The sequence below is a fragment of the Proteus vulgaris genome, assembly GCF_033708015.1.
Taxonomy (GTDB): Bacteria; Pseudomonadota; Gammaproteobacteria; order Enterobacterales; family Enterobacteriaceae; genus Proteus.
Genome location: NZ_CP137920.1, coordinates 2,700,396 through 2,720,727, shown reverse-complemented (window position 1 = coordinate 2,720,727; position 20,332 = coordinate 2,700,396). Strand labels below are relative to the sequence as shown.

Here is a 20,332-nt window from a genome sequence, read left to right as displayed (position 1 = left end):
GTTTTTCATTTTAAGGAGCCGATAAATGGCAAATGTAGGCGAAATCGTTTATCAAGTTCAAATGGATGTTCGGCAATTGCTTACATCTCAGCAACAGTTAGAGCAACGCCTTAATCGTATGGATAGTAGCTTTAACCGAACGTCTCAGTCAGTAAATAACACAGAGCGTTCAATGCAGTCTCTGTCCAAAGTTGCGGCGGCTCTGACTGGTTATTTATCGGTATCAATGGTTACAAGTTATTCTGAGGCGTGGACTGAATTAAACAATAAACTATCTAACTCAGTTCGTGCAAGTGAGTCACTGATTGATGTCACACAGCGAGTATTTGATATCTCTCAAGCAACGCGATCTAGCCTTGATGCCACTGCTACACTCTACGCACGATTAGAGCGAGGAACGAGAGAATACAATACATCAGCAGCAGACTTGGCAAAATTAACATCCATCATCAACCAAGGCTTTATCGTATCAGGTGCTACTGCGCAGGAAGCAGAAAACGCCATTATTCAGTTATCGCAGGGTATCGCGTCTGGCGTTCTGCGCGGTGAGGAATTTAACTCAGTAGCGGAGCAAGGTAGTCGCTTGATGGTTGCTCTTGCTGACTCGATGGGTGTTGGTATTGGTCAACTCCGTAAAATGGCAGCAGAAGGCAAGCTAACCACTGATGTTGTTGTGAATGGTTTGCTGTCTCAGGGGGACTCGATAGGCAAAGAGTTTGCTAAAACCACTCGAACAATGTCGCAGGCATTTCAAGAAGCAGGGAATAACTTAACTAAGTTCCTTGGCGAGAACACAACAATAAAGGCATCTATTAACGTATTCAGTGATGCTGTAATTACCGTTAGTCAAAATTTATCAGAGATGGGTACTATTTTAACGGCGGTTGCTGCGGTAATAGGATCAAGATATGTTGGCGCATTAGCAATGGCTAGCGTAGCGCAGATAAAAAAAGCCAGAGATACAATAACGGCGGTCATGGCAACTAGACAGGCAACCATAGCCGAAAGAGATGCGGCAGCAGTTCTTGCAAGGAAAGCCTTAGCAGATAAAGAGGCAGCCGCCTTCGCGCTAAAAAGAGCGAGAGATCAGCACCAGCTAACTATCGGAACTAATGCTGAGGCGACGGCATTAGCTAACGTTACTAGATTAAGAACCGCTTATACAAATGCCGCTATCGCATCAACACAAGCAAATCAGGCATTGAGTGCATCACAAGCAAGAGTTGCAGCAACAGCTTTGACCATGTCAAATGCAATGAAAGCTCTTAATGCAGCGTCAGCGCCTCTTGGTGGACCGATGGGGGCGCTGATGCTTATTGGTGCTGCTGTTTACTATGTAGTAGATGCAATGAAAAGTGCCAAGCAAGCGGCTAGAGATTACAGTAACGAATTACCAGACTTAATTGAAAGATTGAAGGAGCTAAATAGGGTACAACTTGATGCGGCTAGGGTTAAGACCTCTCAAAACATAGCGCAGAAAAAAGAAGATATCTCTGATTTAAAAGAAGAAGTGGAATCATTAACCAAACAGTTAAGCATACAGAAAAAACTTAATGAGTCTGGAGTTTGGAGGCCTGATTCTGCAAGAGAAAAAGAAAAAGAGCTAACTAACGATCTGGCAATTGCTAAGGCAAATCTTGATGGTAAAACTACTGAGCTTTCTTACTCTGAGAATGCGTTACTGCAAATAGATCGTCAAATTAACAAAGTAGTTGCTGATCAAATGGAGGAAGCAAGAAAGCTTCACGACGAACTTGGAAACGGTGTTCAGAAAGTGCAAATGCTATCTGATGCGCAAGACTTCTTTGCTAAAAAGTTAGGCATATCCACCCAAGCTATAAAAGACTTTAATGCTGAAAAAGTATCTTTCGAGTGGTCTAAGGAGGGGCTTGATTTAAGAAAGTCACTAGAGCGTGATATGAAACTAGCTAACGCAAAAAGCGAAATCGATAAAAGAAAGCTTCAAGTTGAGTTTTACGCTGAAGACAAAGGAATAACAGACCAAAAAGAAATAAATCAATTAAAGCAAATAGCCACAGCAACTCAAGAGGCTCAAGATGCAGCAGCCGAACGTAACAAAACAACAAAGGAATCAACCAAAGCCACAGATGCAGCATACGAAGCACTAAAACGCCAGAGAGAAGAAATTGAGCTTTTAAACAAAGGTTACAAAGACGGATCTCTTGAAATGGCTAAGTATGACGCGGTTAAAGCATTGGGTGATACGGCATCTCCTGAACAGATTGAAAAAGCGGAGCAACTAGCAGAAGAAAAATACAACATTGAGCGTAATCTAGCTGATAAGAAAGCCGCGCTTGAGCTTGATTTAGTCGCCAAGGCTAAAGAGTCTCACGATAAACAGTTGGCAGACTTAGAGCGGATAACAAAAGATGATGTATCTCTCACTGAACAGGCAGCAAGGCGTAAGGCTGAAATTGAAGCGGAATATCAGCAACAGATAGCCGAAATAAAGGCTAAAAACGCTGTATCTCCTCAAGATAATTTAAAAGCACAAGTAGACCCTGTTCAGCAACTCAAAAACGAACACGAGCGTAAACTTGCGCTTATCCGTGAGTTTGAGACTGAAAAAGGTGCTATCACTCAGCAAGGTTTAGCGTTAATGAATGCCGCTAATACTCAATATGAGCAAGACCGCATGAATGCTCAATGGGATATATGGCGTAATCAGAGTCAAGCAAATCAATTCTTAGCTGATGGACTGGATGCATTAGGACAACGTTCCGCTAACGTAATTACAGGGCTATTAACGGGTACTCAATCACTTAACGATGTTTTCCGTAATGTTGCCTTAACCATCGTAGACCAAGCCGTTGGCGCTCTGGTTCAAATGGGTATGCAACAAGTTAAGAATATGGTTACTGAGGAGGCTCTACGTAAAGCGTCAAATACTAAAGCGGTAGCGGAGGCTACAACTACTGGCGCAGCAATTACAAATGCTATGGCTCCAGCTGCAGCAACAACAAGTATTGCTACAATGGGCTCTGCTGCAACTTGGGGAATGGCTGCGATGGCGGCAGCAATACCAGCAATGATTGCGCTTGCGGGTGCTCGTAAAAATGGCGGTCAGGTTGGTGCTGGTAAAATGTATCAGGTTGGAGAAGGAGGCAAGCCAGAAATATTCAAAGCATCTAACGGTAATCAATACATGATACCAGGTGATAATGGTCGAGTTATCAGTAATCGACAAATGGGCAAAGGCGGTAACGGTGTCAGCATGGGGGATATGAACTTTACATTCCAAGTTCAAGCACCTAATGGCATCACTCAAAAGGAAGCACAACAGATACAGCAAATGGTAAGAGGTACAGTTTATGACGTACTTGGCACTGAAATGCGTAGCGGTGGTGCTTTGGAAAAATCAAGAAGTTGGTAATTAAGAGAGGTAGTTATGAGTAATCAAGAAAATATATTAATGATGGATGGTAATGGGATCATGAAAGATAGTAACGGCAATGTAATGGCTAAAGGCATGGTGATTAAATCCGCAGTAATATCATCCGCACCATCAATGGAAGATTTAGTGAAAAGAATTGAATCACTGGAAAAACAGCTCGCGGATATGCAAAAGGCAACGAGCTGTGAAAAAGAGAAGTTACTCAAATTATATGAATGTAAAACTAGCGCTGACGAAGCTTTTTTTAATTCAATAGCACCATAAACGATTAAATATTATCCATAAATAATTCAAAGCATTTTTCTATCTCTTCTGAGTATATGTTACTAAGGATTTCAGTGTTTGCCGCTTTTTCTCTTTGTTTCGAGCTATCAATTAACCTCCTTATTATTTCTTTATCATCCTGATTTAGGTTCTTTTTAGCTAATACAAATAACACAGTTTTATGGAATGCAGTCTCTGCTCGTAAAGCTGTTAGATACTGCAACATTGAATTTTCATATGACTCTTTAGTATTTTCAGGCATTTTTTCCCTCACACCGAAGTAAGTCAGCCATTCCTTCGGCAAGTTTCTCTGGGCTGAATATATAAAATAACCTAATGGATATTTATTAATATCCTGATATTTGATCAGGCGGCTTTGTGTCGCCTTTTTTATTGGAGTAACCAATGGAAGAGTTTGAATGGCGACCAGAAACGGCTTATCAGGTAGGTAATGATCCTAAGGTGAAAGTAGCCAGGTTTGGTAACGGTTACGAACAACGAATTAAAGATGGGATCAACAACCAATTAAAGACTTATCAGCTTTCATTTATTAAACATGCTGATATTGGTAAGCAGATTGATGAATTTCTTAAGGCGCGCGGTGCGGTTGAATCATTCTTATGGCTAACCAGTGATGATAACTCTAAACGTAAATTTGTTTGCCGAGGCTGGCAGGTAACACCGAGAACATCAGTATGGCAGATAGATTGCACATTTGAGGAGGTTGTTGCATGAGAGATATACCTCAAGAGATGCGTATAGACGTTACAGACTTACAGCAAAATGCAATGTTAGATCTGTATGAGGTCGATTTGAGCCGTTTTGGTGGTGATATTTATCGCTTTCATGACGGCATGAATGGCTTATTAAAACCTATTATCTGGCAGGGATTGCGCTATGAGCCTTATCCAGTTCAGGTTACCGGTTTTAGCGTAACAGCACAGGGCGCGTCAGATAGACCAAAAATGACATTTGCCAACTTTGATGGAATGCTGACTGCTATTAATAGCGATTACGATGATGCGCTAGGCGCTATCGTTACTCGCCGGCAGGTTTTAGAGCAATATCTTGATGTTGTTAATTTTCCCAACGGAAACCCACAAACAGATCCAACAAGAGAAGTTGTTCAAAAGTATGTTATTGAGCAACGGGAAAGCTCAGATTCAGACTTTGTAACGTACATATTAGCACTTCCAACAGAAACAGATAACGCCCTGATACCTAGACGGGTTATTCAGGCTGATATCTGCTCGTGGCGATACCGAGGGTTTGATTGTGGTTATGATGGGCCACCTGTTGCAGATGAAAAAGACCAACCAACAACCGATCCCTTAAAAGACAAATGCTCTCATAAATACAGCGGGTGCAAATTAAGACACAAAGGAAAGATGCCATTCGGCGGGTATTTAGGCTCAAATAAATTAGGTTAATCCATGATTGAGAAAGACATTATCGCTCACGCGAAAGCGGAAGTAGTGAGGGAGTCTTGCGGCTTAATTTCGGGTGACAGGTATTTCCCTTGCAGAAACATACATCCCGATCCGCAAAACTATTTTGAAATTAACCCAGACGATTGGATGACGGCAGAGTGCTATTCAGAAATCAAAGCTATTGTTCATAGTCACCCTGACGGAAAGCCTTTCCTGAGTTCTGGCGACAGAACAATACAAAGGAAAACAAATCTGCCTTGGTGGTTGGTATGTGATGGGGTGATCCATAAGTTCAGACCAATAGCGCCACTGTTAGGTAGAGAGTTTAAGCATGGTGAGCAGGATTGTTATTCCATTATACGTGATGCCTATCATCTGTCAGGCATTCAGCTAGATGATTTTATTCGTCCCGATGAATGGTGGTACACAGAACAAAATCTCTATCTTGATAACACGGATAAGCAGGGATTTTATCAAGTAGAAGAGGCTCAAGAAGGCGACATGATATTGATTTGCCTAGGCACATCAAAACCTTGTCACGCTGCGTTGTACTTAGGTAATCAAGAAATATTACATCACAGGCCAGACAGATTGAGTAAGCGAGATACTTACGGTGGTTACTGGTTTAAATACACTCACAGCATTTGGAGGCATAAACAATGGTCAAATTACAGTTTGCAGGCTATTTACGCAGATTTGGACGCAGGTTCGAGCTTGAGGTAAGTAATGCAGGTGAGGCCTTACGTTGTCTTTGCTATCAAATTGATGGGTTGAAAAAAGAGATTAACCAAGGTCAGTTTCGTGTTCGTATCGCAGGCAATGATATGACCGAGGATAGTATTTCCACGGGATTAAGTACGCCATTAAATGAAGGTGATGTTATTACGATCGTCCCCATAGTTGGTGGTGCTAAATCCGGCGGGTGGCTAGGCATTATTGGTGGAGCTGCTTTAATTGGCGCATCGTTTTTAATACCGGGCGGATTTTTGGCAACGATGACATCGACCGCATTATTTGCCGCTGGTGTAGGTGTGGCCGCCGCGGGATTGGCAACCATGTTAACTAAAACACCGCCAGCGCCAAGCATAGAGGGGCGAAACTCAGAAAGTAACCAGTATTTCAGTTCGTTATCAAATAGAGTCGGACAAGGTTATCCGGTTCCTATCTGTTATGGCGAGATGGTTGTGGGTTCAAATGTAATATCACAAGGTTTGGAGACTGTTTAATGGGCAAAGGTGGCGGTGGAGGAAGCACTCCAAGATTGCTCGATGACAACTTAAAAAACAAACAATTTCTTAATGTCATCGATTTAGTTTCAGAAGGGCCAATAGAAGGCCCTGTAGGTGGTATGTCAGGTTTTTTATTGAATGGTACTCCTGTTGTAGATGAAGAGGGAAATCCGAATATTCATGGTGTTGAGGTTCAGTGGCGAGCAGGAACACCGACACAGGAGCCATTAGAGGACTTTCCCTTTGTAGAAAAAGAAATTCCTGTCAATGTAGAGGTGAAAAAAAGCACACCAATCTTACGCACCATTTCAGATCAGGAAACTGATCGCGTTAGATTTACTTTGGGTGTTTCTGCTCTTGTTAGTCAAGACGATAAGGGGAATCAGTACGATGCTACTGTGGAAATGCTTATTGAAATTAATGATGGCTCTGGTTGGATGCATGCGGAAAAGGTAACAATAGGGCCAGGTAAAATAAGCGGTCAATATCTTGAGTCTCATATCATCAATGCGCCGACAAAAAAACCATTCCAAATCAGGGTTTCCCGTATCACTGACGATAGTAAAAGTGATTTGCTGAAAAACGGAACGGTATGGGCGAGTTACACAGAAATAACCGACGCTAAATTTTCTTACCCTAATTCTGCTGTCGTCGGGATGAAAATCGATAAATCCCAATACGGTGATACACCCAATCGAACCTACCATATCAAAGGGATGATTATCCAAGTTCCTGATAATTATGATCCAGAAACGCGTACTTACACAGGAATTTGGACTGGACGCTTCAAGCCGGCGTGGACTAATAACCCTGCATGGGTTTTTTACGATTTAGTCACCAATGAACGATACGGCATAGGAGAGATGATCGGTTCGTTTGGCGTTGATAAATTCGCATTATATGCCATTGCTCGTTACTGTGACGAACTAGTTGATGATGGGTTTGGTAATAAAGAGCCTCGTTTTACTTTTAATGCCTACATAACCTCTCAGCGAAAAGCCAAAGAAGTGCTTGATGACTTAGCATCTGTATTTCGTGGCATGCCTTTATGGGATGGACAACAATTAACTTGCTTTCAAGATAGACCGTCTGACCCAGTATGGACGTACACAAACTCAAATGTTATTGATGGGAAATTTAAATATACATCAACAGCGAAATCAGCAAGACACAACGCTATTGAGGTGTCATGGATAAATCCTAGTAATGGTTGGAGTGAAGAAAGAGAGTTCATTCAAGATGATGATCTCATTCAGCGCTTCAGTGGTGTAAACGTCAAGAAAGTCACTGCTTTTGGTTGCACTAGTCGTGGACAGGCTCATAGAGTGGGTAAATGGATATTACAGACAGAGAAGTTAGAGAAAGATAGCGTTACATTCTCAACAGGGCGCGAGGGGATCAATTGTATCTCTGGCGATATCATTGAAGTTGCAGATGATAGTTTTGCGGGAGTGAAGGTAGGCGGGCGAGTTTTATCAGTTAATGAACGAACTATTATTATCGATGCGCCTATTGAGTGGAAATATGACGATAAAGGTACTTTTTCATTTTTAGGGGCGTCAGGTAAATTTGAAAAAATAGAAATTCAATCTATTGATGACGATGCTGTTACTTTGCGTGAGATCCCGAACGGGCTGAAACAGTATGGTGTATTTTCTGTTTCCAAGAGTACGTTAACCACTAGACTATTTCGTGTAATTTCCATTGCTGAGGATAATGAAGGGAACTACCTATACAACTGCATTCAGCATGAGCCGAAAAAAGAAAGCATTGTTGATAATGGTGTTGATTTTACTGGAAACCCGCCAACACAGAATGTTATTCGCATTCCTAATATAGAGCGTCTTTCTATTGCTTACGTTGATGATAGCTCACAGGTGCAAGCTAGAGCTATGTGGGTAACAACAACCATTAATAGAAACATCTCATTTAACGTCACTCTTTATAGAGACGGAAAGGTTGTCTCTACTGGAAGCACCACAGATTTAGAATACTACTTCAACGGGCTTGAATCTGGAGAATATCTTGTTGGCGTGCGAGGTAAAGATGCTAATGGAATGCTTGGAGATGAATCAAAAGTGCAGATGGTTATTGGTGCGCCCAGCGCACCTAGTTCAATAACTGTTGAGTCTGGTTTTTTTGAAATAAAACTGATCCCTCATATCTCCACACCACACACTTTAAATACTGAGTTTGAATTCTGGTTTTCTGGTGAATACAGAATAGATAATATCAATGAGATAGAGTCAAAGGCTGACTTTTTAGGTAGAGCTAAATTCTGGACTAAAGGTCAGTTAAAAGCTGGTCGTGATTACTGGTTTTATATACGAAGCGTCAATGAATATGGGAAGTCTCATTTTGTGGAAGTGAAGGGGCAGGCTGATGACAATACGGAAGCCATTCTCGATGAGTTAGACGGTCATTTCATGACAACAGATGCTGGTAAGCAACTCAGTGAACGCTTGGATTGGAATGCAGAAACCGCGCTTATTCTTGGTAATGCTGACTCTCAACTATCACGCAGTTTGTTAGCGAAACACGGTCAATCACAGGCTGGAATCAAAGAGCTATGGCAAGTTCGTGCGACGGATAACGAAGCATGGGCGCAGGAAGTTAAAGAAATTTACTCCGCTGTTGGTGACAACAAGTCTGCAATTAAAGAGACTCAAACGTCAATTACCAAGCTTGATGAGGCTATCGGTCAGCGCTTTACTGAGATACGTACTAAGGTTGATCAGGCTGAGGCCGATACTGTTTCAAATTCTCAAGCCATCTCTAACACAAACAAGGCATTTGCTGAAAACAAAACGCAAGTTCAAGCTAAGTTTGATGAGCAAGAGGGCATGATTCAGGAGAAGATGCAAGCTACGTTTGAGCAGTCTGGTGACGGTATTGTCACTCACTCAATTAATATCACGATTGTTCATAACAACGGGAAATACAATGCAGCAGGACAAGTAATTAGTGCTCAGGTTAAGAATGGAAAACTGGAATCATTCTTTGGTTACAACGCAAATAACTTTGCTTGGTATAACCCTGCAAATGGCAAGATGGAATTATTCATGTATGCCAAAAATGGGCAACTCTTTATTAAAGAAGCGTTTTTAGATAAAGCGAATGTTCGTGAAATGGTGTTATCTGAAGCTATAAAGTCCAAGAATTACGAATTAGGTAAGACGGGATTTAATATTGATGCTAATACGGGTAATGCTGAATTTAATAATGCGACATTTCGGGGAACTATCGATGGTGCGGATGGAAATTTTAATGGAACAGTTAAGGCCGGAAAGCTAATAGGAAATATTGTTTCAATTTCTGATGAGATTTATATAAATGATAGATGGAAAGGCGATGGAATAAAAGAGTTGTTTAAATTTAAACAACGAGACACCCCATGTTATTTGTGGGTTAGCGGTTCACTACATCAAGAAGATTATATCCCTGACTGGTTTGGAACAAAAACACCAAACGGGGCATTAATGGGGTATATGGCTCCATTCATGGGAGATGGTAGAGGGGTTGCTGAAATTTATGTTGATGGAATTTTTAATGTCAAAACAGTCTCGGTCTGGTCAGGAAATACATCGAATGCTAGAAAAGATGAATATGTTTGCAACGAATTTGTCGTAAAAATACCAGCGGGAAAGGGAATTAGTAGTGTTGGTATAAAAATACCTTATGCGACCGGAGGGGTTGCTGGAGAGTGGACGGAGTTTATTCTCAGGGGGAGAGTTTTTGCATTTCCTGATTCAAGCGAAGAATTTCTAATTAATTAAGCTAGGAAATAAATCATGATATACACAACAGGCACTGTTAATACAGTGTCAGGGTCTGCTATTGTCAAAGGCACTGGCACTAAATTTAAAAATAATAATCCAGCTATTAATATCGGAATGACGATTTTAATTAAATCGGGAACAACAAATATTCCGTATATGATTAAATCTGTTAATTCCGACACTGAATTAGTATTAGCACAACCGGCATTAGCCACAGCAACTAACACCACATTCTCAATTCATATTACTGAGCCAGATAATAATAGTGATGCAGCAAGAACCATGGTCGCTATTAATAGTTACGTTGAGTATTTTCTTGATGCAATGAATACATGGATGACTCAAACGGGGCAGACAAAAATTGAGATGCCAAATGGTGAAGTCATTACGCTCGATAGTATTAAGAAGATGCAGGGGGATATACAAAATAAGGCAGACTTAACAAAAACGACTCCTCAAGATTTTAAAGGGGGTATTGTTTCGGCGGGTGCTGTAGGTTCAAGAAATAGTAGCTATGACTTATTTCTGAGCTTAGACCCTTCACCATCATTTTTATATAAAATAAATGGAACATATTATAGGGCAACGCTTCCTGGAAAGACTGGCAAAATGATGCTGGTGGGTGATTACGGTTGGGGAGGCTCTGAGACGCCATCAACAAATATTTCAGAAGCTGAACTTCGTGCTGTATTAATGAATAGAAATACGGTTACGCAAATTATCAGAAATGAGCAAACAACAAAATATGGGCTTGGTGGTTCACCAATCGCTTATTTTAAATCAAAGGACACTTATCAGGCTTTAGTGTCCTCTTGGAATGGTGGTTCGTGCCGAGTTGTTGCGGGTAATGCTACATCTGAATATGTTCATAATTTATGGACTGACAGAAATACAACGGTAGACAGTAACGGGTTTATTAAACGCGCATCCCCTATTATCGACATCAATCCCGATGGCACATTCACCACTAACGACGAATCCGAAGGCGCTACGGTTACTCGAGTAGCTAAAGGTGAATATCTCATTGAAGGCGTACTGGGCTTTAACTCAGATGCAGGATGGGGCGGTGTTGATGGTGGTATTGAAATTCCACTCGATGTAAATAAACAGCCACTGATATGGGTTAACTCTAAAGTTAACAAAGATGGTTCGATTCTCGTTAAGACTTATCACCGCACTCATCCTAATGCACCTGAGTTTGCTCGTAATGATATTGACGGTTATAGCGATGGTAATCCGATTGATATCCCTGATGGTCGTTTTATTTCCGTTCGTGTACAGATGCCAGAGCAATCAATCTATAACGTGAGAATGCGTGAGATGGAAGAAGCGCAGAAAGCGGAAGAGGAAATGAAGGCTCAATTCGGGCTGAGTGAGAGTGACGCGTTACTATAGCTAGTTACTCTGCTTTCAAATACTGCACAGAATTCCCATCCGGCAGTTTCTTGCGTCTCTCACGATAAAACGCTAATCGTTCATTAAAGTACTCGCGCAAATGTGCTGGTTGCTGTCGTTCAACTTCGGACGCGACAACTGGCATATTGAGTCGTTCTTTATATGCGACACCTGAGGCAGCTAAATCGACATTGATTTTGTCTTTTTCTTCTTGGGTTAGGTTTGCGAGGTTCATAGTAGATCCGGTTAGTTTTTGGAGAGTATAGCAGGGTGTGGAATTAAAAATGAGGAGGTGGTATAAAAGTATCACCTTTCTCACAGGTTCGATCTCCAAATCAGTTCCATTTTCCCTAATTGGGTAAAATTATGGGTAAAATATTTAAAGTTTCATAAATTATCGCTTTAAATCAACACTATAATTGTTATTTGTGAAGTTTGTAGGGAACGCCATCGATTATCTATTTTGTCAGTGTAGAAATTATTTCTAGAGCAGTGTTTATCAATTCACGCTATTATCGCTATTGTTTTGCTTCCTCATTCAATAACCAACAATAAATTTAGGTTTTTATATGGATATAAAATCAATTAATGATACCCGATATTTAAAGTTTTTATTTATTGCTTATTTTTTTCTTCTGGTGGGCTGTAACTCTAGGCCTACAGATATCCTTGTACCTCCTGAAAATTTTTATCAAGTATCAGAAAAAGTGTATCGCTCTGGGCAACCAACCTCAGGTGAAATGAAGTGGCTAGAAGCTCAGGGTATAAAAACGATTATTAACTTACGTGAATATCATAGTGATAGTGATGATGTAAAAGGCACGCAATTAGACACTTTTCACGTAAAAATGAATGCAGGTAGAATTAATGATAAGGATCTCATTGAGGTATTACGTAAAATAAACAGTACGTCTGATCCTGTGTTAGTACATTGTTGGCATGGTAGTGATCGCACAGGAACTGTTATAGCAATGTATCGGCTTGTATTTGAAAATTGGACTAAAGAGCAGGCAATTGCTGAATTAAGAAAAAAAGAGTATGGCTATCACGAACTTTTTTTCCCTAATATTGTTCAATATCTAGAAGAAGTTGATATTTCCGCAATCAAACAACAAGTCTTTCATCGGCAACTTACAGATAATTAAAACCACAGAAGTAGAGTTTGATTTTATTACACAGCATTTTTCGTACCCAGTTCCAGAAGAGCGATTAATGATAAAAGAATATAATTAAATAACATCATAGATTTTTATATTAGCCATGATATTGGACTACTATTTTAAATCAGCTCAATAAGATAATCACAAAAACCGAATTATCTTATAAGATCAACACTTAATAAAAGTACCACTTATCATTCATTGACAGTATTATGTGTAGAGTTTATGAATATGCGAACGATGATGTTGTTCATCATAAGATAATTAGCGGAGAACATTATGAAGTATCGCCTGTGCGGTGTTGCTCTTTCAGTCGCCTTACTTTCAGGATGTGCAAGTACCCCTAATAATGGGGAGGGGCGCTCTGACCCATTGGAAGGGTTTAACCGCCAGATGTTTGATTTTAACTACTATGTTTTAGATCCCTATATCTTACGTCCAGTTGCCGTGGTTTGGCGTGATTATGTGCCACCACCAGCAAGAAATGGTTTATCAAATTTTTTAGGTAATTTAGAAGAGCCCGCAAGTATGGTGAACAGTATATTGCGTGGTGACTTTGAAAAGGGAGCTAAACATTTTGGTCGCTTCTGGATTAATACCGTTTTTGGTATGGGGGGATTAATCGATGTCGCAGGGATGTCTAAAGAAACGATGGAAAAAGAAGTGCCAATGCGATTTGGTAGTACGTTAGGTCATTATGGTATGGATTATGGTCCCTATGTGGTTGTGCCAGGCTATGGTAGCTTTACTGTCCGTGAAGAGGGTGGTGATTGGGCTGACTTGACGTATCCTATGTTGAGTTATTTAACATTTTGGATGTCAGCAGGTAAATGGGCATTAGAAGGTATTGAAACTCGCGCACAATTGCTCGATTCAGATGCGATTTTACAAAACTCGTCTGATCCTTACTTAATGATGCGTGAAGCTTATTTCCAAAGTAATGACTTCCAAGCGGGTACAGTAAAAGAGAACCCTAATGCGAAAGCCATTGAAGATGATTTAGATTCAATTGATTAGTGAATTATCTTTTTAGTTTGATAAATAAAAAATGGTCTTCTAGAAGACCATTTTTTGTATAAAAGATACGGTGAAAAATTAGAAACGGTAATTAAAGTTCATGCCGTATAACCATGCTTTACCTGATGATTCAAATTCATAAGTAGGCGAGAGTGGTGTTTCAGCGAGTTTTTCTTTAATTGTGACTTTTTTACCGTGCATATACGCTAACCCAACATCAACAGACATATCTTTGTTAAATGCATAAGTTGCCCCCGCACTTAACCAGAAACGATCTTGGTCAGGAATTGAGATCGAACGTTTATCCGCAGGAACTGGGCTATCATCGAAAGCAATACCGGTACGGAATGTCCAGTTATCATCGTGATAATAGGTTGTTCCTAAAGCAACACGCCATGCATCACGGAAGCCTTCTTCTTTCTTGAAGAGTTGCTGACCATCGCTTTTACGTGTAGCTCTTAACTCTTTAAACTCACTCCAGCTTGTATAAGCGAAGTTATAGTGAATTGCCCATTTTGGGGCAACACGGTGATAGGCTGCAAATTCCCAAATTTCAGGTAGATTAAGGTCTAGCTTACCTTTAATGGTGTCACCGTTAGTAGCAACAATACCCAGATTATCAAGCATTGGTAACGGTGGAAGATCATTTTGGTATTCACCGTCTTTAAATTTCACTTTTACTTTAGAACGATAAGTGAAACTCACACGGTTACCTTCATCAAACTCATATAATAAACCCGCATTCCAGCCAAAACCCCATGCGTCACCTTTAAGTTGGGCAACTCGTGCTGAAGGTGAAACTGGAAGACCGAGCAGTCCTGGTAATTCACCAGCATGGCGTGTAATTTCTGCATCAGCATAAAGGGCATTTAACCCTAAACCTACGCTAAATTGATTATTAACACGGTAACCCGCACTTAAATTTAGGTTCATGGTTTTTAAATCAGTTTTACCGCCAATAAGACCAGCAGCATAATCTTTTTTAAAATCAGTGGCTAAACCAAAGTTTGTTGTACCAGATGCGCCAATCGCCCATTTATCATTGATGGGGGCGACAAAATGGATATTAGGGACTAATGCACTGGGTGCAATATCACCAGCATTAGTGCTAGCATGGGTGCCAATAGGTGATTGACCTTTAATATCAACACTTGGATTAATATGGATAGCACCGACAGAAAACTCAGGGCGGTCGAACATAGTGAGCGCAGCAGGGTTACGGCTACCTACGCTGGCGTCATCGGCAATAACACCTTCCCCTGAAAATGCACGCCCTAGTGCTGAAGTAGAATATTCATTTAACTGAAAACCGGCAGCGCCTGCTTGAGAGGAAATTGCTCCTACAATGGCAGCTAGTGCTGTGCGAGTAAACAGGTTTTTACGGTTCATGACCTAAACCCTCATAATTTTTTTAAGTTAGTAACTTCTGATTAGAAGCGCTGGATTTTAGGTGCGGTTGTCGTTATGACAAATCAGACCAGTTGATTAAGTATAAAGTTGATTACCCTAAATGTTGCAAGTATGTTTTTAAAATATTGCCATTTGGATTCAATAATTGGGATTTGGTTAACATATTTTTCACAAAATATGCCAATAAAGATATTTTTGATTGTTAAATAAACAGAATAATCAATTTTTTTTGTAAAATTATAATAAAATTTGAGCTAAAGCAGTTTATTTTATTTTTTTGTAATTATGATAGATAATTAACATTTCTTTCGTTGGGAGACTAAAATGGCAGACGCAATTAATCGTTGTAGTGCAGAAGAAACCGCTGCTTGCTGTTGTGTAGATGTGGGTACTATTATTGACAATAAAAATTGCACAGCGTCATATCAGCATGTCTTCGCTGATAAAGTACAAGCGCAAGCAATGTTAGATCAACTCAGTGCAAAAGCACAATCTATCGCCTCTGAGCCTTGCAAAATTAATCAACAATTTGCTGATGTTGATGGTGGTGTTCAACTTACCGCTGATTTTACATTCTCTTGTGAAGCAGAAAACCTAATTTTTCAATTAGGATTACGCTAATTTACTGAAATTAATAGATTTAAGGCTGTTGAAATTTAACAGCCTTTTTTATATCCCTTCATCACGCGATTATCTTTCCTATCATTATTGTTAAGTTTAAGACATTTCATCGAAATATTGAGCGCTAACTCCCACTTCTCGTAAAATCACGTTTCTGAAAAGTGAAATTTTTGTTAACACTATTATCAGGTCAGACCTCTTTGGTGTTAGGAAATCATTTTGTCAGGAGCCGTTATGAAGTCATTAACGAACAGTGCTATGAAAGATCGCATTGCTATTGTCAACGGGCTACGCTTACCTTTTGCTAAACAAGCGACTGCGTATCGAGGAATACCTGCGGTTGAATTAGGGCGTTCAGTGGTTCAAGAATTAGTGACTCGCAATGAAATTCCACCTGAAATTATTGATCAGCTTGTTTTCGGGCAAGTCGTTCAAATGCCGGAAGCTCCTAACATTGCCAGAGAAATTGTGCTCGGCGCTGGCTTAAGTGTAAAAACGGATGCGTATAGTGTTACAAGAGCGTGTGCAACAAGCTTTCAAGCGATTGCTAATGTTGCTGAAAGTATGATGGCAGGACATGTCTCAGTCGGTATTGCTGGTGGTGCTGATTCATCATCTGTTTTACCCATTGGTGTCAGTAAAAAATTAGCAGATGTGTTGCTAAGTCTTAATAAAGCAAAATCATTAGGCCAGCGCTTAAGTTATTTAAGTCAATTACGGTTTCGTGATCTTCTCCCTGTTGCTCCTGCTGTGGCTGAGTATTCAACTGGATTACGTATGGGAGATACCGCGGAGCAAATGGCGAAAACTTACCATATTTCAAGAGCTGCTCAAGATGAATTAGCGCACCGCTCTCATCAATTAGCAACTAAAGCATGGGAAATGGGAAAACTAGATAATGAAGTCATGACCGCTTTTTTCCCGCCTTATAAAGAAGGTATTCATCAAGATAATAATATTCGTAAAAACTCTGTTCTTGATTCTTATGCCAAACTCAAACCTGCTTTTGATCGCCGTCACGGTAGTGTCACTGCCGCAAACAGTACGCCATTAACTGATGGTGCAGCAGCGGTATTAATGATGAAAGAGTCTGTTGCCAAAAGTCTTGGTTATCAACCTTTAGGTTATTTGCGCAGTTATGCATTTACAGCGACAGATGTCTGGAAAGATATGTTATTGGGGCCATCATATGCCACACCACTTGCGCTTTCTCGGGCAGGTCTTGCATTAAGTGATCTAACGTTAATTGATATGCATGAAGCTTTTGCTGCACAAACACTCAGTAATTTGACGTTATTTGCCAGTGAACGGTTTGCTAAAGAACAACTAGGATTATCCAAAGCGATTGGAGAAGTGGATATGGATAAATTTAATGTGCTAGGTGGTTCTATTGCTTATGGACATCCATTTGCTGCGACTGGCGCAAGAATGGTTACACAGACACTCCATGAGCTTAAACGCCGAGGTGGAGGGTTTGGATTAACCACCGCTTGTGCCGCAGGTGGATTAGGTGCAGCGATGATTTTGGAGGTGGAATAATGGAACAACAAACATCATTAGAAAAATCATCTGTTTTTCACTTTTCAGTTCGTAACGATAAAGTCGGCGTGATAACCATTGATGTTGTTGGTGAAAAAGTAAATACACTAAAAGCAGAGTTTGTGCAGCAATTTCAAGATGTTTTAAAGAAAGCTCAGCAACATTCTGGCGTAAAAGGATTAATAATCACCTCAGGCAAAACTGACAGTTTTATTGCAGGTGCGGATATCGCCATGATTGCGGGTTGTAAATCCAAGGAAGAAGCGAGCGCACTCGCAAAAGCAGGACAAGATCTTTTTACGCAACTTGAAAACTACCCATTGCCAGTTGTGGCTGCAATTAATGGTGTATGCCTTGGTGGGGGGCTTGAATTAGCCTTAGCCTGTCATGGGCGAATTTGTTCTGATAATAGCAAAACGCGTTTAGGGCTTCCTGAAGTACAACTAGGATTACTGCCAGGATCTGGTGGAACTCAACGCTTACCTCGTCTTATTGGTGTAACATCCGCCTTAGATATGATCTTAACAGGTAGGCAAGTTAATGCGAAACGAGCCTTAAAATTGGGCCTTGTTAATGATGTCGTCTCACAAGATATTCTATTAGAAGTTGCTGCTAAATGGATTTTAACGGGTAAAAAAGAGCAGAGAAAGCATTCGGTAATGGATCGTTTCTGGGCAAACACAACGTTAGGTAGGAATATACTGTTTGGGCAAGCCAAAAAACGAACATTAGCTAAGACAAAAGGCCACTATCCAGCCGCAGAGCGAATTCTTTATGTTATAGAACGCGGTCTTGAAAGAGATATTCAAACGGGATTTAAAGAAGAGGCAAATGCGTTTGGTGAGCTGGCTATGACGCCTGTTTCATCAGCATTGAGGCATCTCTTTTTTGCTTCAACGGCACTTAAAAATGAAACAGGATCATCTGAAAAGCCAGATAATTTGCACCATATTGGTATTTTAGGTGGTGGATTAATGGGGGGCGGTATTGCCTTTGTCACTGCGACAAAAGGTAATCTACCTGCAAGAATTAAAGATATCAGCGATAAGGGAATTGCTCAGGCACTGAATTATAGTTGGAAAGCGCTTTCAGCTAAGGTGAGTAAGAAAAGATTATCAGTACGTGAACGTCAGCGCCAAATGGGACTACTTTCGGGAGCCTTAGATTACAGTGGTTTTCATCAATCAAATATTATTGTTGAAGCCGTTTTTGAAGATTTGGCTTTAAAACAGAAGATGGTTGCAGATATTGAAGACGTGGGTAAAGGTAAAATTATTTTTGCTTCGAATACTTCTTCGCTTCCTATTCATAAAATTGCAGAAACAGCAAAATACCCAGAAAAAGTGATCGGGCTTCACTATTTTAGTCCAGTCGAAAAAATGCCTTTAGTTGAAGTTATTCCACACGCAAATACGGATGAAAAAACGATTGCTACAACGGTAGCTTTTGCTAAAAAACAGGGAAAAATTGCAATCGTTGTTGGTGATCAACCTGGATTCTATGTTAACCGTATTCTTGCTCCTTATATCAGTGAAGCATTGACATGCTTAATACAAGGAGAGCCTATTGAACATATTGATAAAGCTCTTGTTCAGTTTGGTTTTCCCGTTGGACCTATTCAGTTATTGGATGAAGTCGGGATTGATATCGGCACAAAAATTACACCAATATTAGTGGATGCCTTTGGTGAAAGATTTGCAGCTCCTTCTACTGTGGATGCTATTATTGCTGATGATAGAAAGGGGCGTAAAAATGGAAGAGGTTTTTATCTTTATGCAAAACATGCATTACCTTTTTCATTAGGTAAAAATAAAAAACAACCTGATCCGGCGATATATCGACTATTACAAATTAAACCTAAAAGCCAACTGTCTTCCTCTGAAATTACGGAACGCTGTTTATTATTAATGTTAAATGAAGCTGTTCGTTGTTTAGATGAAAATATTATAAAGCAACCTCGAGATGGTGATATAGGTGCTGTATTTGGTATTGGTTTTCCTCCTTTTTTTGGTGGTCCATTCCGTTATATGGACAGTATGGGAACAACAAAAGTGGCAGAAAAACTTAACCAACTTGCCGATAAATATGGTGAAAAATATCGCCCTTGTGAGCGTTTAGTTGAAATGGCTAAACGAAATGAACGTTTTTACGATTAATATCATCATTGCATTACCATTGCTTTTCCCTTTTGTGACATTTGTTTTGATTGAGGCGCTTAGGCGCCTTTTTTCTTGTACTTTTTGCGTCAGATTAATAATTGGTGAATTTTTAATGAAAAAAAGGGTCAAAAGTGTTAATGATAGCCAAATATGGCAAAATAGTTATTTGAAAATAAATTTAAAAATGACGCTTTTTAAAATAAAACGCTGAAAATGATGTTAATTTGTAAACCAATCGCATGACATTAAAAAGATTAATAATGCTATTGAATTAGGGTGTTGAAGATTTTATATGGGAATATATTGATTTAAACTGAATTAAATTAAATATTTTAAAAGTGTAAATACCCGTAATTACAAAAATAAAATAGGTTTAATAACTTACTATGCAAATTTTTATTATGCGCCACGGAGAAGCGGCTATTGATGCTGCCAGCGATGCACTAAGACCACTGACTGAACGTGGAAAACGTGAATCAATAGAAATGGCTGAATGGATGACAAAACAGGGACATACAATCGATTATGTTTTAGTCAGTCCTTATTTACGTGCTCAACAGACATTGGATGCAGTAAAAGTAGATTTAGTACTACCTAACAAAATAGAAACAGATGAAGGGCTTATCCCAGGAGGGAATCCTTCACATATTGCACATTACTTACGTGCCTTGGGGGATACAGGATATAAAAATATTCTTGTTATTTCTCATCTACCCTTAGTTGGCTATGTTGTCGCTGAGCTTTGTCCTGCGGTATGTGCCCCCATGTTTTCAACATCAACCATTGCTTGTGTTGATTTTGACTTATCAAAAGGTACAGGGGGGTTACTATGGCAAGTATCACCCTCAACATTGAAATAAAATTTAAATTAATAAGTTAAAAAATTAACACCTTATTTCACTCGAATAAGTGAT

Annotated in this window: 17 protein-coding genes; 14 read left to right on the top strand and 3 right to left on the bottom strand. The window is 39.9% G+C overall.

The window, feature by feature from the left end; translation table 11 throughout:
- The first annotated feature begins 25 nt into the window (after positions 1-25).
- Positions 26-3,394, top strand: coding sequence for a tape measure protein (locus tag SB028_RS12920; RefSeq protein ID WP_318859510.1), 3,369 nt, complete (start codon positions 26-28; stop codon positions 3,392-3,394).
- 15 nt (positions 3,395-3,409) lie between these two features.
- Positions 3,410-3,679: a hypothetical protein gene (locus SB028_RS12915; protein ID WP_318859509.1), complete on the top strand. Its 270-nt coding sequence runs from the start codon at positions 3,410-3,412 to the stop codon at positions 3,677-3,679.
- A 4-nt stretch (positions 3,680-3,683) separates the two neighbouring features.
- Here the strand turns inward: SB028_RS12915 and SB028_RS12910 are convergent, their stop codons facing one another.
- Positions 3,684-3,941 (bottom strand): hypothetical protein, encoded by a 258-nt coding sequence (locus tag SB028_RS12910; protein ID WP_318859507.1) that lies wholly within the window; start codon positions 3,939-3,941, stop codon positions 3,684-3,686.
- A 143-nt stretch (positions 3,942-4,084) separates the two neighbouring features.
- Between SB028_RS12910 and SB028_RS12905 the strand changes: the two genes are divergently transcribed.
- The 6 genes from SB028_RS12905 to SB028_RS12880 are packed head-to-tail and all read left to right on the top strand — an operon-like array spanning position 4,085 to position 11,512.
- Positions 4,085-4,414 (top strand): phage tail protein, encoded by a 330-nt coding sequence (locus tag SB028_RS12905; RefSeq protein WP_318859506.1) that lies wholly within the window; start codon positions 4,085-4,087, stop codon positions 4,412-4,414.
- Complete coding sequence (locus SB028_RS12900) at positions 4,411-5,109, top strand: phage minor tail protein L (RefSeq protein ID WP_318859505.1); 699 nt, start codon at positions 4,411-4,413, stop codon at positions 5,107-5,109. The genes SB028_RS12905 and SB028_RS12900 overlap by 4 nt, the downstream gene beginning before the upstream one ends.
- A gap of 3 nt (positions 5,110-5,112) precedes the next feature.
- Complete coding sequence (locus tag SB028_RS12895; RefSeq protein ID WP_318859504.1) at positions 5,113-5,832, top strand: C40 family peptidase; 720 nt, start codon at positions 5,113-5,115, stop codon at positions 5,830-5,832.
- Positions 5,769-6,335 carry a MoaD/ThiS family protein gene (locus tag SB028_RS12890; protein WP_036935929.1) on the top strand — a complete coding sequence of 189 codons (567 nt, stop codon included), beginning with the start codon at positions 5,769-5,771 and terminating at the stop codon, positions 6,333-6,335. The genes SB028_RS12895 and SB028_RS12890 overlap by 64 nt, the downstream gene beginning before the upstream one ends.
- On the top strand, positions 6,335-10,114 hold the full coding sequence (locus tag SB028_RS12885) for a host specificity protein J (RefSeq protein WP_318859501.1): 3,780 nt from the start codon (positions 6,335-6,337) through the stop codon (positions 10,112-10,114). Before SB028_RS12890 ends, SB028_RS12885 begins: the two co-directional genes overlap by 1 nt.
- Positions 10,115-10,129: 15 nt before the next feature.
- Positions 10,130-11,512 (top strand): hypothetical protein, encoded by a 1,383-nt coding sequence (locus SB028_RS12880; protein WP_318859499.1) that lies wholly within the window; start codon positions 10,130-10,132, stop codon positions 11,510-11,512.
- 4 nt (positions 11,513-11,516) lie between these two features.
- Here SB028_RS12880 and SB028_RS12875 read toward each other — a convergent pair whose 3' ends face one another.
- On the bottom strand, positions 11,517-11,747 hold the full coding sequence (locus tag SB028_RS12875) for a DNA polymerase III subunit theta (protein WP_318859498.1): 231 nt from the start codon (positions 11,745-11,747) through the stop codon (positions 11,517-11,519).
- Positions 11,748-12,081: 334 nt separating this feature from the next.
- On the opposite strand from SB028_RS12875, the gene SB028_RS12870 reads away from it, so the two are divergent.
- On the top strand, positions 12,082-12,657 hold the full coding sequence (locus SB028_RS12870; protein ID WP_069367940.1) for a fused DSP-PTPase phosphatase/NAD kinase-like protein: 576 nt from the start codon (positions 12,082-12,084) through the stop codon (positions 12,655-12,657).
- 294 nt (positions 12,658-12,951) lie between these two features.
- The gene (mlaA, locus tag SB028_RS12865) at positions 12,952-13,689 is read left to right on the top strand and encodes a phospholipid-binding lipoprotein MlaA (protein WP_069367941.1); all 738 of its coding nucleotides are present in this window, start codon (positions 12,952-12,954) and stop codon (positions 13,687-13,689) included.
- A 78-nt stretch (positions 13,690-13,767) separates the two neighbouring features.
- On the opposite strand, the gene fadL is transcribed toward mlaA, so the two are convergent.
- Positions 13,768-15,078, bottom strand: coding sequence for a long-chain fatty acid transporter FadL (gene fadL / locus SB028_RS12860; RefSeq protein ID WP_069367942.1), 1,311 nt, complete (start codon positions 15,076-15,078; stop codon positions 13,768-13,770).
- 345 nt (positions 15,079-15,423) lie between these two features.
- Between fadL and SB028_RS12855 the strand changes: the two genes are divergently transcribed.
- The 4 genes from SB028_RS12855 (at position 15,424) to sixA (ending at position 20,278) form a co-directional block, all read left to right on the top strand.
- Positions 15,424-15,720, top strand: coding sequence for a YfcZ/YiiS family protein (locus SB028_RS12855; protein WP_006533378.1), 297 nt, complete (start codon positions 15,424-15,426; stop codon positions 15,718-15,720).
- Positions 15,721-15,954: 234 nt separating this feature from the next.
- On the top strand, positions 15,955-17,259 hold the full coding sequence (gene fadI, locus SB028_RS12850; RefSeq protein ID WP_069367943.1) for an acetyl-CoA C-acyltransferase FadI: 1,305 nt from the start codon (positions 15,955-15,957) through the stop codon (positions 17,257-17,259).
- Positions 17,259-19,415, top strand: coding sequence for a fatty acid oxidation complex subunit alpha FadJ (fadJ, locus tag SB028_RS12845; protein ID WP_069367944.1), 2,157 nt, complete (start codon positions 17,259-17,261; stop codon positions 19,413-19,415). Before fadI ends, fadJ begins: the two co-directional genes overlap by 1 nt.
- 389 nt (positions 19,416-19,804) lie before the next feature.
- Positions 19,805-20,278: a phosphohistidine phosphatase SixA gene (gene sixA, locus SB028_RS12840; protein ID WP_069367946.1), complete on the top strand. Its 474-nt coding sequence runs from the start codon at positions 19,805-19,807 to the stop codon at positions 20,276-20,278.
- Positions 20,279-20,332: the final 54 nt, after the last annotated feature.

Excerpts from the sequence above, each read along its gene's own strand:
- SB028_RS12920 (WP_318859510.1), top strand. The coding sequence starts at position 26 with ATGGCAAATGTAGGCGAAATCGTTTATCAAGTTCAAATGGATGTTCGG.
- SB028_RS12915 (WP_318859509.1), top strand. The coding sequence starts at position 3,410 with ATGAGTAATCAAGAAAATATATTAATGATGGATGGTAATGGGATCATG.
- SB028_RS12910 (WP_318859507.1), bottom strand. The coding sequence starts at position 3,941 with ATGCCTGAAAATACTAAAGAGTCATATGAAAATTCAATGTTGCAGTAT.
- SB028_RS12905 (WP_318859506.1), top strand. The coding sequence starts at position 4,085 with ATGGAAGAGTTTGAATGGCGACCAGAAACGGCTTATCAGGTAGGTAAT.
- SB028_RS12900 (WP_318859505.1), top strand. The coding sequence starts at position 4,411 with ATGAGAGATATACCTCAAGAGATGCGTATAGACGTTACAGACTTACAG.
- SB028_RS12895 (WP_318859504.1), top strand. The coding sequence starts at position 5,113 with ATGATTGAGAAAGACATTATCGCTCACGCGAAAGCGGAAGTAGTGAGG.
- SB028_RS12890 (WP_036935929.1), top strand. The coding sequence starts at position 5,769 with ATGGTCAAATTACAGTTTGCAGGCTATTTACGCAGATTTGGACGCAGG.
- SB028_RS12885 (WP_318859501.1), top strand. The coding sequence starts at position 6,335 with ATGGGCAAAGGTGGCGGTGGAGGAAGCACTCCAAGATTGCTCGATGAC.
- SB028_RS12880 (WP_318859499.1), top strand. The coding sequence starts at position 10,130 with ATGATATACACAACAGGCACTGTTAATACAGTGTCAGGGTCTGCTATT.
- SB028_RS12875 (WP_318859498.1), bottom strand. The coding sequence starts at position 11,747 with ATGAACCTCGCAAACCTAACCCAAGAAGAAAAAGACAAAATCAATGTC.
- SB028_RS12870 (WP_069367940.1), top strand. The coding sequence starts at position 12,082 with ATGGATATAAAATCAATTAATGATACCCGATATTTAAAGTTTTTATTT.
- mlaA (WP_069367941.1), top strand. The coding sequence starts at position 12,952 with ATGAAGTATCGCCTGTGCGGTGTTGCTCTTTCAGTCGCCTTACTTTCA.
- fadL (WP_069367942.1), bottom strand. The coding sequence starts at position 15,078 with ATGAACCGTAAAAACCTGTTTACTCGCACAGCACTAGCTGCCATTGTA.
- SB028_RS12855 (WP_006533378.1), top strand. The coding sequence starts at position 15,424 with ATGGCAGACGCAATTAATCGTTGTAGTGCAGAAGAAACCGCTGCTTGC.
- fadI (WP_069367943.1), top strand. The coding sequence starts at position 15,955 with ATGAAGTCATTAACGAACAGTGCTATGAAAGATCGCATTGCTATTGTC.
- fadJ (WP_069367944.1), top strand. The coding sequence starts at position 17,259 with ATGGAACAACAAACATCATTAGAAAAATCATCTGTTTTTCACTTTTCA.
- sixA (WP_069367946.1), top strand. The coding sequence starts at position 19,805 with ATGCAAATTTTTATTATGCGCCACGGAGAAGCGGCTATTGATGCTGCC.